This window comes from Sorangium sp. So ce394, from assembly GCF_051474665.1.
Lineage (GTDB): Bacteria > Myxococcota_A > Polyangia > Polyangiales > Polyangiaceae > Sorangium > Sorangium cellulosum_D.
On sequence record NZ_CP150339.1, the window covers coordinates 1,094,884 to 1,107,761 of the forward strand.

5 protein-coding genes are annotated in these 12,878 nt (G+C 68.3%); 2 read left to right on the forward strand and 3 right to left on the reverse strand.

All coding sequences use genetic code 11. From position 1 onward, the window contains the following. Window positions 1–411 precede the first annotated feature (411 nt). Both WMF33_RS04130 and WMF33_RS04135 read left to right on the forward strand, forming a co-directional pair. The gene (locus WMF33_RS04130; protein ID WP_437335910.1) at window positions 412–1,593 is read left to right on the forward strand and encodes a tetratricopeptide repeat protein; all 1,182 of its coding nucleotides are present in this window, start codon (window positions 412–414) and stop codon (window positions 1,591–1,593) included. A 187-nt stretch (window positions 1,594–1,780) separates the two neighbouring features. Further along, entirely contained in the window at window positions 1,781–3,370 is a 1,590-nt protein-coding gene (locus tag WMF33_RS04135; RefSeq protein ID WP_437335911.1) for a serine/threonine-protein kinase, read from the forward strand. A gap of 130 nt (window positions 3,371–3,500) precedes the next feature. On the opposite strand, the gene WMF33_RS04140 is transcribed toward WMF33_RS04135, so the two are convergent. From WMF33_RS04140 to WMF33_RS04150, 3 genes are read right to left on the reverse strand one after another with little or no spacing between them, the layout of a single operon-like run. Next, window positions 3,501–3,980 (reverse strand): tetratricopeptide repeat protein, encoded by a 480-nt coding sequence (locus WMF33_RS04140; protein WP_437335912.1) that lies wholly within the window; start codon window positions 3,978–3,980, stop codon window positions 3,501–3,503. Next, window positions 3,977–6,100, reverse strand: coding sequence for an ATP-binding protein (locus WMF33_RS04145; RefSeq protein WP_437335913.1), 2,124 nt, complete (start codon window positions 6,098–6,100; stop codon window positions 3,977–3,979). The genes WMF33_RS04140 and WMF33_RS04145 overlap by 4 nt, the downstream gene beginning before the upstream one ends. Further along, the gene (locus WMF33_RS04150; protein ID WP_437335914.1) at window positions 6,097–12,612 is read right to left on the reverse strand and encodes an AAA family ATPase; all 6,516 of its coding nucleotides are present in this window, start codon (window positions 12,610–12,612) and stop codon (window positions 6,097–6,099) included. Before WMF33_RS04150 ends, WMF33_RS04145 begins: the two co-directional genes overlap by 4 nt. Window positions 12,613–12,878: the final 266 nt, after the last annotated feature.

Below are 12,878 nucleotides of genomic sequence, written 5' to 3' on the forward strand. Positions count from 1 at the left end.
TCGCCCTCTGCAGTCGTGTGTGCTCCCGGGGATCGTGTAACCGTACTGCGACGAACGTGGGTCAGGAGAACGCCTCGTGATGCATGTGAAGCGTGCTTTGCGTTTCAGTCAATAGCACGGCACGCGGAAATTTCGCCGCCGGAGGAATTCTGCACTGACGGAACTCTGGCGCGCCGTGCGCCTCGGCATCGTGGTGCTCATTCGAAGCAGAGCGGCCGATCGCTGGCTTCAGGGAAGCAACCGACGGACCGGCAGCAGCCGGGTTGCCAGGGTCGAGGAGCACTCACCAGCCTGACGTGACGAGGCGCACTCTCCCGCCCGCGGCCTGCGTGATCGTGGTAGCCTCGGCGCAGGCGCCTCCTGGGCGCATCGCGTCATCTCCGGCTCGTCTGGAGGAGGAAAGAATCGCCCGTGCGATCCACCGTCGCAGCTCTACTTTCCACGGCCGCGTGTGCTGTGCCTTTGCTGCTCATCGCGGTTCACGCGCGCGCCCAATCAGCGGCCCCGAACGTCCCGCCACAAATCAATGGTCTCTACCAACAAGCTGGAAAAGCGATGGCCGCGGGGAAGTTCCAGGACGCCCGCCCGAAGCTGGAGCAGGTGGTGAAGCATCTGCCAAACGCGCTCGGCGCGCGCCTGGAGCTCGCCGAATGCTACGAGGGTTTAGGCAATCTCGAGAATGCATGGCAGATGTGCTATGAGACGGAGCGCCTGGCAGCACAGCAATCAAACACGGCTCGGATGCAGGAGGCGCGGGATTGCATGAACCGCCTCGATCCGAGCGTCCCGAAGGTGATGCTGAACGTGTCCGCTGCTGTGCGTTCGTTACCCAACTTGGATATCACACTCGACGGTGCTCGCGTGGATCCATCGCGCTGGGGAGCACCGATCGCCGTCGTGCGGGGAGCGCACGTCGTGGCGGCGACTGCACAAGGAACGCTGCCCTGGCGCAAAAGCGTCTCGGTACAGCAAGGTGGTGCCCCGCAGCCGATCGATGTGGAAGCTCCGAAAGCTGCCGCTCCCCCAAGCTCCGGGAGCAGCGATGGCGGAGCATCGGCGGGCACCAACGCTGGCACTCCAGGAGTGCCGTCTCAGAGCTCGCAAGCAGTGAACCCTTCAGCGAGCACGGCGCAGCAGGGCGCACATTCGCAGGGCACCGCGCGTCAAGGTGCATCACCCGAACGCGCGGCGCAGCAGGGCACAGTGCGCCAAAGCACGCCGCGACAAGCTAAGCTCCATGGCACCGCCGGACAGAGCGAGGCACAGCAGGTGGCAGGCGCTCCTCCGATCAAGCGTGTGGGCGCTACAGACCGCGATAGTGAGGATGGAAGCGATCCGCGCCGGCGTGCACTGGGCACCCTTGCCCTGGGCTTCGGGGGCGCGGGCGCTTTCGTGGGAACGGTCCTGGGCACGATCGCGCTCAGGGTCGAGGACAAGGGGAACGCGCTAGGTACTGCGTCGCTGATCACCTTGGCGACCAGCGGTGCACTGCTGGCTGCTGGTGGCGCTCTGATCCTCACATCCGGTCCCAGCAGCTCAAGCTCCAGCATCGTGCTCAACCCGCAGGGTGTCTCGGCGCAGCTGAGGTGGTGACCGATGCTCCACGTCCGCTGCTGTCTCGCATCAAGCACCTGCACGCCGCCGTTGTCTCACCTCGGTCCGGCCGCCCCCGGTACTCGGCTGCCTTCGCCTCCGTCGCACGTGGCCAGCGTGCGACAGGCTGATGACTCTGGTCAGGGCGCCGCTCGTATCGGTTGATATCTTGTCTCCTGGAGCACCTATGGAGCCCCCGCACTTCTCCGTCCTGCACCCCGGCGTCATCTTCTGCGGAAGATACGAGGTCGTCCGCTGCATCAAGGCAGGCGCGATGGGCGCGGTCTACGAGGTGCTGGACACGGTCACGCACAGCCGCAGGGCCCTCAAGGTGATGCTTCCGAGTATCGTCGACGATCCCGACCTGCGCCTCCGCTTCGCCCAGGAAGCGAAGATCACCGGCGGCGTGGAGAGCGACCACATCGTCCGGGTCTCCGACGCCGGCATCGATGCGTCCTCCAGGATGCCTTTTCTCGTGATGGACCTGCTCCGTGGCGAGGAGCTGGGCAGCATGTTGAGGCGACGCGGGCCGCTCCCGCCGGTAGAGGTCGTGACCTACCTCTTCCAGGTCGCCCTCGCCCTCGAGAAGACCCACGCGGCGGGCATCGTGCACCGCGACCTCAAGCCGGAGAACCTGTTCGTTACGTCGCGCGATGACGGGACGCCCTGCATCAAGATCCTTGATTTCGGTATCGCCAAGGTGGCTGCGCAGAGCAGCCAAGCGAAGGGGACCGTGCCCATCGGGACGCCCCTCTACATGTCCCCCGAGCAGATCCGCGGAGATGGTGATATCGGACCGCGGGCCGATCTGTATGCGCTTGGTCATATCGCACACGCGGTGCTCTCTGGGGAGGCCTACTGGACTGCAGAGATGAAGGCGGCACCTTCCATCTTCCCCGCGCTATCGAAAATCCTTGCTGGACCAGTCGAGCCTCCGAGCGTTCGCGCGGCGTGGCGCGGCGTGGTCCTGCCCCCGGCCTTTGATGCCTGGTTCGTGCGCGCCACAGCCCTGCGCCCCGAGTACCGGTTCGAGGGGGCTCGTGCCGCGGTCGGCGCTCTGGCCGAGGCGCTGGGACTGTCGAGCCCACGCGCCAGTCTGCCATCGCATCCACGCGTGCATCCCGAGACGACGATACCGATCGGGGGCGCCGTAGCTCGGGCGATACAGGCGCAGGATCCTCTGAATGGTCACGGAAGTGGTCTACAGGTTCCAGCTGGCAACGCGACGGGGGCTCCCACCACGCTCACCACACGTGTCTGGAGGCGGCGTCGCAGACTGCTACCGTTGGCGATCGCTCCTCTCGGGCTGCTCCTCGTCGGTTTCCTTGGGTTCGTGGTATGGCGCATGAGCCCTAAGCACGACGAGAGCCGCGCGGTAGACACTTCGCCTTATCAGATCGACGAAGCCTCGAGCGCGCAGGCAGTTGCGGGATCAGCAAGCACCTTGTCATCCTCGGGCCCCCCAGCACCGTCACCGCTGCCCCCGGAGCCTCTCCCCACAGTGCCCGCCGCCGCCCTTTCGCCAGTCTCCTCGAACGGCGCGAAGCCCGCCGATGCCGCTGCTCCGCCAGGCTCCTCGAATGGCGCGAAACCCGCCGCTGCCGCTCCTCCGCCAGTCTCCTCGAATGGCACGAAGCCTGTCGCGGCCTCGGTAGCAGCACCGTCCAGAACAGCATCGGCCGCTGCCGCAACTCCGGCCAACGCCTCACGGCCGCAGCCTGCGCCTACGCCGGCGCCATCTGCGACGGTCGTGCGTAAACAGAGGAGCCTCTTCTAGCTCCCCGATAGCGATTTTGGGGGATGCGCGGATACGAGACGCCTGCGCGCCAAGACAAGCGCCTTTTCACGTGGCGTCTCCGCGGGCCTCTTGTCCAGCTCGCTGTACCCGACGCAGCCGAGTCGCGCCCTCACCGCCCCTTGCCCGCGCCCAGGCTCTCCAGCGCCTGCTGCGTGTCGCGCCGGTAGGCGTTGTCGGTCGGCGCCGTCTCCAGGAAGCGCTGGTAGTGGCGAATGGCCTTCTCGCGGTCGTTCGTCGCGCGGAGCGACTCGGCCAGGAGGAAGTGCGCGTCGAACAGCCACGGCGGGGTCGAGCGCTCCGGCGCCTCGGCCAGCGTGACCGCCCGCTCCATCTCGGCCGCGGCCCCAGCCCGGTTGCCGCGCGACGCGTAGATCCTACCGAGCCGGTAGTGCCACTCGGGGACCTTGTCGTTGGCCGCGATCGCCTTGCGCCACGCCTCCTCCGCGGCCGCCCAGTTGCCCTGATCCTGGTAGCAGAGCGCCATCGTGGCGTAGGCCTCGTAGCGCGACGGCCGCTTCTCGAGCGCGATCTGCAGATCCGCCAGCGCGTCGCGGAGCCTTCGCTCGTCGACGCCCTGTCCACGACTCATCTGCCCGTCGAACGGGCCACCTCGACTCCACGGCCTGCGGGCTCCGGCTGCCTTGGCTCGCCGTGGTGGCGCGCCGCGCTCTCGGTCGAGAGCGGCAGCTCGACAAAGAAGGTCGAGCCCCGGCCGACCTCGCTCGATACGCGGATTCGCCCGCCGTGCGCCTCGACGATGGTGCGCGTGATATAGAGGCCGAGCCCGAGCCCCCCGTAATTCCGCGACGAGACGCCGCGGCGAAACCGCTCGAAGAGCTGCTCCTGCACCTCGGCCGGGATCCCGATCCCGTGGTCCGTCACCGAGAGCCGTGCGACCCGATCTTCCCCGGTGATGGCGATCTCGATCGGTGAGCCTCCCCCGAACTTGATCGCATTGGTGAGGAGGTTGGTCACGACCTGCTCCAGGCGGTACGGGTCCCACCAGCCGATGACGGGCTGCTCCGTGCGCACGGCGAGCGTGCTGCCCGACTGCGCGACCTGGTCGCCGAGGTGGGCGACGATCTCGGCGACCAGCTCGCGTAGATCGACGGACGCCCTGTTCAGATCGAGCCTCCCCGCCTGGATCCGGGAGGCGTCGAGGAGCATATCGATGAGGGTGGCGAGGCGCGTGATCTGGCGGCCGGAGACGGCGACCGCGGATCGCACGCGCCCGACGTCCATGCCCTGCGAGAGCCTTCGCCCCAGCGCTTGAATGGAGAGCTGCAGGCTGGTGAGCGGGGTGCGGAGCTCGTGCGATGCGACGAGGAGGAACTCGTCCCTCAGACCGATGGCCTCCTCCGCCGCCGCGCGCGCGCGCCGCTCCTCCAGGAGGACCCGATTGCGTTGCTGTTCGGCGTCCACGCGCGCGGTGATGTCGCGGAAGCTGAAGACCCGACCGACCACGCGCCCGCCGAGGCGCTGGGGCTGCGAATAACGCTCGAAGACCCGCCCGTCCAGGAGCGGGAACGTATCGACGGCGCTCGCCTCGGGCTTGGCATAGAGCTCATCGACGCTTCGCAGGAAGAGGTCGGGCTCGCGGAGCCGGCCGCCGGCGAACGCGAAGAGGGCGTCGGCCGATCTGCTGGCGAGGACGTCCTCGGGGATGCGCCACATCTGCGCGAGCTTGTGGTTATGGCGCACGACGCGCCTCGCGCCGTCGACGACCACGATGCCGTCCGCTGTCGATTCGAGCGTGGCCTCGAGGAGCGAGTAGGAATGGCGCAGCACGTCCTCGGCGTGCTTGCGGGAGGTGATCTCGGTCGAGATGCCGCAAATGCCCTCAGGTCTTCCGGCGGGACCGCGGAGCGGGAACTTGAGGGACATGTACGTGCGCACGCCGCTGCTCTGGGGCGCCAGCTCGTCGCGCTCGATGGCCCGATTCTGCTGCAGGACGAGCAAATCGTTGGCGCGGTACCCGTCGGCCTGCTCGCGTGGAAAGACGTCGTGGTCGGTCTTGCCGACGACCTGCTCGCGATCCAGGTGGAAGAGCTCTTCGAACCCGCGGTTGACGAGCATGTAGCGCCCCTCGAGGTCCTTGGCGAAGATGACGGCGGCCGTATTGTCGACGATGGCTTGAAGCAGCCGCTGGCTCTCGCGGAGAGCGGCGTTCGAGCTGCCCAGCTCGGCCGTGCGTTCTCGCACCCGCTGTTCCAGCTCTTGATGAGCACGCTGCAGCGCCGCCTCTTTTTGCTGGCGTATCGCCATCTCGCGCTGCAGCTGCGCGTTCCTCGCTTCGAGCTCCTTTTGCGCCTCGCGCAGGCTCAGGTGCGTCGTGACGCGCGCTATCACCTCTCCAGTGTCGAATGGTTTGGTGATGTAATCGACGCCCCCCAGCTTGAACCCCGCGAGCTTGTCAGCCGCATCGGTCACACAGGTCATGAAGAGCACTGGGGTGTCTCGGGTTCTTTCATCCGCTTTCAGGCGCCGGCACGTCTCGAACCCGTCGATGCCAGGCATCACCACGTCCAGCAGGATCAGGTCGGGTCTCGTGAAGCTGGCCCGCTTCAAAGCCTCTTCACCGCCCTGAGCGACGAGCACTCGATGACCTATGCATTCCAGACTATCCACCAGCACGCCGAGATTGGCTGGCATGTCATCCACGATCAGGATGGTGCCGGTGCACGCACCGGCTGCTGTGGCTCCGCTCATGGTCGCTGACCGCCCTCCCTGCGCCGCGGCGGCTCCAGCGCCACCATCGCCCTCGGCTCGACCCCCTGCAGGTGCTCCTCGACCAGGCTGAGGATCGCCTGGGACTGATAGTCCTGCGCCAGGCGATGCAGGCGGTCGGCGAAGGGACGATAGCGTTCGTCGAGCGTGATGAGATAGTCCGCCCGCTTTCGGATGTCGCGCATGTTGCCCTCCAGGGCCAGGGCATGCAGGACGTCCATCTCCTCTGGGGGCGGCGCCACGAGCTCCGCGGCCTCCCCGTCCCCGGCTCGCTCCTCGGCCGATCTGGCATAGACCCAGGTGAGCCCCAGCTGGGCCCCGATGATCCGCAGCAGGCTCTCCTGGTCGATCGGCTTGGCGAGGAAGGCGTCGGCACCGACCGCCATGCTCCCAGCCTGGTCTTCCTCGTTGGCGCTCGCGGAGACCGTGATGGACGGCAGCCGCGCGAGCCCCCGAGCCCGGCGATTGCGACGAATGCAATGGATGGCCTCCAGGCCGTCCATCACCGGCATGACCAGATCCATCACCGCCAGATCCGGCGACGCCGCCATCTCCTGCTCGACGGCCTCCTGGCCATTGGCCGCTTCGCACACTTCGAAGCCCAGGCCGCTCAGCAGGTCCAAGAGCACCGCCCGATTGCCCACCACGTCGTCGGCCACCAGCACCTTCCGGCGCGGCCCCTCGTAGCCGATGGGGGCCCGCTGAGAGGGCCGGAGGGGGGCTGCGAGCTCGGTCATCGGCAGGATCACCTCGAACCAGAACCGGCTGCCCTCGTCGGGCCGGCTCTCCACCTGGATCTCGCTGCCCATGAGGTGCACCAGCTGGTGGCTTATCATGAGCCCCAGGCCGCTGCCCGCGCGGCGCCGCACGTCCCCCACCCGCCCGAAAGGCTGGAAGAGCTTGGCCAGCTGCTCCGGCGCCATTCCCACGCCGGTATCCTCCACCTCGAAGCGCAGCCGCGCCGAGGCCCCGTCCTGGGAAAGAGGCTGCACCCCGAAGCTCACCCGCCCCCGGTCGGTGAATTTCACCGCGTTGCCAAGCAGGTTGAGCAGCACCTGGCGCAGGCGCTTCTCGTCGGCCAGCACCGCCTGGGGCAGGTGGGGCGTGACCTCGTAGTCGAAGTAAAGGCTCTTCTGCTCCGCCCTGACGCGGATGATGTCGGCGACGCCCCTCAGGAAGGTCGAGAGGTGGACCGGCTCGGGGTAGAGATCGAGCTTGCCCGCCTCGATCTTGGCCAGGTCCAACAGGTCGTTGATGAGGGTCAAGAGGTGCTGACCGCTCTGCTGGATGGTGTTCAGTCCCGTCGCCTGGCGGTCGTCGAGCCCCGGGGAGCGCTTGAGGATCTGGGCGTAGCCAAGGATGGCATTGAGCGGCGTGCGCAGCTCGTGACTCATGTTCCTGAGGAACTCGGTCTTCGCACGGCTCTCGGCTTCGGCCGTCTTGCGGGCCTGGCGTTCCGCTTCGGCCTGCTTGCGCTCGGTGATGTCGGTGGAAATGCCGCAGAGGGCATAGGGCTGCCCCGCCGCATTGCACAGGGGGTATTTGAGGGCGATGTAGGTGTGCAGCCCATCGTCCTGGGGAGCCTCTTCCTCGACTTGCAGCGCCGTTCCGGTGGCCAGCACCTCTTGGTCGAGGGCGCGGAAGGCATCGGCCCGCTCCCTGGGGAAGACATCGTAGTCGGTCCGGCCGACGATCGCTTGCTCACCGACGCGGAACTGCTCGGCGTAGCGCCGGTTGACCATCAGGTAGCGCCCCTCGACATCCTTGAGGTAGATGACCGCTGTCGAGTTGTCGACGATCGACTGCAGCAGCTCCTTGCTGTCCCGCACGGCCTGCTCCGCTCGCCGGCGTTCGCTGTTCTCCTGGAGCAGGTCGGCGTAGAGCGTGGCATTGGCGATAGAGATGGCGGCCTGGGCCGAGAGCAGCTCCAGCACCGAAAGCCGGTCCGGGGTGAACGCGCCGGCGATGAGGTCGTTTTCGAGGTAGAGCAACCCCACGAGCTCCGCCTGCCGCAGGATGGGCAGGCAGAGGGCGGATCTGGCGTACCGAGAGAGGTCGTCGCCGGCGATGATGGGGTTCCGTGCCGTCCCGTCGTCCAGGATCACCTTCTCCCGGCTGCGCCGGACGTAGTTGAGCAGGGACGCCGGCAGATCCGAAGGGGAGGCTTCGGGCTCGTGAGGAATACGCACCTCGATCTCGGGCCCCTCCGCCCTCGCCTCGGCAGCCAAGAACAGGGTCTCGGCGCGGGCGAGGAGCAGGCAGCCCCGCCTCGCGCCGGCGTTCTCGACCAGGATCCGCATGAGCGCGTCGAGCAGGCGGTCGAGGACGATCTCGCCCGAGATGGCCTGGGAGGCCTTGAGCACCGAGCCGAGGTCGAGCGCGGCGCTGGCGGGCGCGGCGGCCTCCGGGCACCTCGCGCCGCGGAGGATCTCGCTGGGGACGAGGTCGGGGTACGCGCGCTCGAGGCGCCGCATCGCCTCCGTCGCGCCCCATCGGCCGTAGGCCCTGTGCGCCTCGGAGAGGTAGGCGCGGGCGATGGTGGTCTTGCCGAGCGCGCGGAAGAAGAGGCCGGCGAGCTCGTTGGCGAGCGCCTCGTCGTGGAGGTAGCCGCCGCGCTGCGCGAGGGCGATCGCCTCGTCGTAGCGATCTCCCGCCGCGGCGCGAGCGTCACCGCGGACGCGCGCGAGCTCGGCGCAGAGCAGGGCGCTGCGGTGTGCCAGGTTCTCCGGGAAGAGGTCCGCCCAGCGCGAGAGTTTTTCAGCAAAGATTTCCGCGCGTTCGAGGAAGAGCGCGCGCTCGTCCGGGGAGACCACGTCCGCCGCCCGCGTGAACGCGACACCGGCGTAGAAATGGAACGCGGGGATGCCGTGCCAGGCCGCCACGGTCGGGGTCTCGACGTTCAGCGGGAGAGCCGCGCGCGCCGCTTCCTCGAACGCGCCCTGGAAGACGCCGAGGAGAACGACGTAGAAGTTGGCGAAGACGAGCGAGCCCTGGCTGTCGATCCGGCGTGCCTCCTCGATCACCTCGTCGATGTCGATCCACGCGCCCGCGAGCTTGGCCGGGCACGCGGTCTCGACCGACAGCTGGTGCGCGAGCTGCCCGGCCGCGGCGATGATCCAGGTGATGGCGTTGAACTTGTCGAGCTTCCGTATCGGCTGGTAGCTCTGCGCCTCGGCGAGGAGGTCGGAGAGCGGGAGGCCGCGGAGGACGCTGTTGGTCATGCCATTTACCGCGCTGTAGAACGCCCAGATGTACTGGCCCGTCTCGAGCCCGGCGTGCATCCCCGCGAGCAACGAATCCTTGCAGGCGGGATAGCCCTCTCTCCAGTGCTGCACGAAGGTGCCCCACATGTCGCGGAGCACCGCTTCGGACTTCTTGTCCGTGAAGCGCTCCGAGAGGTCGATGGCGGCGCGGCCGAAGCGGTAGCCGAGCGCGATGTCGCCACGGCCGCAGAGGAACGCCCCGAATTGGATGTAACCGAAGATCGCGTGCTTCGACACCCCGTGGCGCAGCGTGTTCTCGACGAGCTTCGCGAGCGTGATGCTGAGATTGTTGAGGCTCAAGAACCAGCAGGGGAGGAAGAGCTCCACGAGCACGTCCTGCATGGCACGGATCTCCGGGTCCTCGAGCTGCGGCAGCGCCGGCAGCGCCTCGATCGTCTTTTCCCGGACGAGGTCCATCGTCGCTCGGATCTGGGCGTCGGCCATGGCTTCGTCGGGGAACGCGGGCAGGTCGAGCCCGAACGGGCGCAGGGCCGCGAGCCCCTCCGCGAGCGCGGCGGGCAGGTCGTTCCTCAGCACCTGCACGCTCAGCTTGAGCCGCAGCACCTCGGTGCGATCGAGCCGGCTCGCGGCCCGCTCCAGGCAATCGGAGAGGAGCGCGAGGGCGTCGTCGTGCCGGCCGCAGAGCGAGAGCATGAGGGCGGTCTTCATCGCGTACCTGAGGCGAAGCGGGTACTGCGACGTCCATGCGTCCTCTGGAAGGCGCAGGAGGCCGAGCTCCAGGTAGCGCAGGGCGGCACCGAAGGCGGCCGCGTCCTCGGCGCGGCAGGCGGCCTCGAGGCTCATGTGGGCGAGGCGCAGGCGCTCCGCGGGGTGCGACACGAGGTCGCCCGCGCTGTTCAGGTGGCCGACGACGTCGAAGAGGCTCTGGCTCTCGGACAGGTCCACCTTGCCCGCGAGCAGACGGCCGATCCGGAGGTGGAAGGCCGGCCGGTCCGCCGCCGGGATCATCGCGTAGGCGCCCTCCTGGATCTTGTCGTGAGCGAAGCGGTATACCTCGCGCCCGGGCGTCACGAGCCCCTCGCGCACGGCGGGATCGAGGCGGCTGTACGCTTCTTCCAGCGAACACTCGCTCACCGTGGCGAGCACGTCGAGGTCGAACCGGTTGCCGATCGCCGCGGCGAGCTTGAGCGCCTCCACCGCCTCCGGCGGCAGGCGCGCAATGGTGCGCACCATGAGGTCGACGACATTGTCCGTGTACGCGAGCGCGTCGATCCTGGCGAGGTCCCATCTCCAGCCTGACCCGGCTGCGAACGTGAGCGCGCCGTGGTCGTGCAGCGACCGGACGAACTCCTTGACGAAGAACGGGTTCCCACCGGCCTTCTTCTGCACCGCATCGACGAGCGGCCCGCAGTCGTCGCACGTGAGGCTGTCCGAGAGCATCTGGAGCAGGTGCCGGCGCGCGAGCGGGGCGAGGACGATGTCGCGCACGACGAGCCCCGCGTGCTTGAGCTCCTCGATGGCACGGACGAGCGGGTGCCCGGGCGACACCTCGTTGTCGCGGTAGGCGCCGCAGAAGAAGAGCGCCTCGAGCGAGTCGTCGGCGAGCAGCGCGCGGAGCAGCCCCAGGCTCGCGGGGTCGATCCACTGAAGATCGTCGAGGAACAGGACGAGCGGGTGCGCGCCGCGCGCGAACACCGAGACGAACAGCAAGAAGCACCGGTTCAGGCGGTTCTGCGCCTCGAGCGGGTCGAGCGCCGGCACGGGCGGCTGCGCGCCGAGCACATGGCAGAGCGAGGGGATGACGTCGCAGACGACCTGCGCGTTCGGCCCGAGCGCCTCGAGGATCGCGCTCCGAAAGCGGTGGATGCGCGCCTCGCTCTCGGTGAGGATCTGCCGCACGAGGCCGTCGAACGCCTGGATCACCGCGCTGTAGGGCGCGTCGCGGTTGTACTGGTCGTACTTGCCGCTCGTGAAATAGCCCTTCTGCCGCGCGAGCGGCTTCAAGATCTCGTGCACGAGCGAGGACTTGCCGATGCCCGAGTAGCCGGAGACGAGGACGATCTCGCGGCTGCCCTCGAGCGCGCGCCCGAACGCGGCAGTCAGCGCCTCTATGTCCTGCTCGCGGCCGTAGAGCTTCTGGTGGATCCGGAACAGGTGCTGGCGATCGCGCTGGCCCGCGACGAAGGGCTCGATCGTCCCCGTGCCGCGCAGGGCCTCGCGACAGCGGTCGAGGTCGGCGAGCAGGCCCTCGGCGCTCTGGTAGCGGTCCTCGGCGTTCTTCGCGAGCAGCTTGAGCACCACGCCGGAGACGGCCTCGGGGATCGTCGGGTCGACGCGGGACGGCGGCGCGGGAGCGAGGGCGAGGTGCGCGTGGATGAGCTCCATCGGGTCCAGGGCCTCGAAGGGGCGCTCCCCCGTGAGCATCTGGTAAAGGATGACGCCGAGCGCGTAGAGGTCCGTCCGGTAGTCGACGCCGCGGTTCATGCGGCCTGTCTGCTCGGGGGAGACGTAGGGCAGCACGTCGGCGATCACCGCCGGCGCGTAGAGCCGTTCGTGCGCGCGGGTGATCTCGGCGTCGACGCCGAAGCTCGTGAGCTTGACCGCGCCGCACGCGCCGACGAGCACGTTGTGCGGGCGCAGATCGCGGTGGATGAGCCCCGCCGCGTGCACGGCGGCGAGGCCTTCGGCGATCGCAACCGCGAGATCGAGCGCCTCGCTGAGGGGCATTCTGTGCGGCGGACGCTCGGCGAGCGTGCGCGCGAGATCGCGGCCCGGGAAGTCCTCGAGAACGACGATGAGGGCGCCGGCGAGCTCCTCGACGCCGTGCAGCGCGACGAGGCGGGGCGAGGCGAGCTGCGCGATGCGCTCGCACTGGTGCTTGAAGCGCGCGACCTCGGCGCGAGTCGCTTCTTCCGCACGCAGGACCTTCAGCAAGATCGGGACGTCGTCACCTTTGCGGCACGCGCGGATCAGACTGAAATCGACAGTTTCCTCGGCCTTCTCAAGGATCGAATAGCCTTTCCCGAGGATCATCGACCACCTTGCTCGCTCGCCCGTGAAACCAGCGAATTCGATTATAGTCAGAGGTGGAGGCTCGGCACCGGAAGTTGGTCGTACCACTGCGGCCTGGCGCTGCCCGCGCCACCCGCCTGCTCGCATGCCGGGATAGGAGAAGTATGATTTTGCGGAGTAGACGGACTGAGGGCCCGCGAAGTCGCGGCGGCTGCGCTTGGAAAGGTGGTGGCGCTCGACGTCGCGCTCAGCGACCACCGGAGGTGATTCGGCTGTCAGTAGGAGAGCTACACCCTATCTCAAGATGGCCGCCGCCTGCGCGGCGAGGCTGCCGCCCATGTCGCGACATGCCCGCCGCCTGCTCGGCGAGGCTGCCGCCCATGTCGCGACATGCCCGCCGCCTGCGCGGCGAGGCTGCCGCCCATGTCGCGACATGCCCGCCGCCTGCTCGGCGAGGCTGCCGCCCATGTCGCGACATGCCCGCCGCCTGCTCGGCGACGCACCTGCGCATGTCGCGACATCCC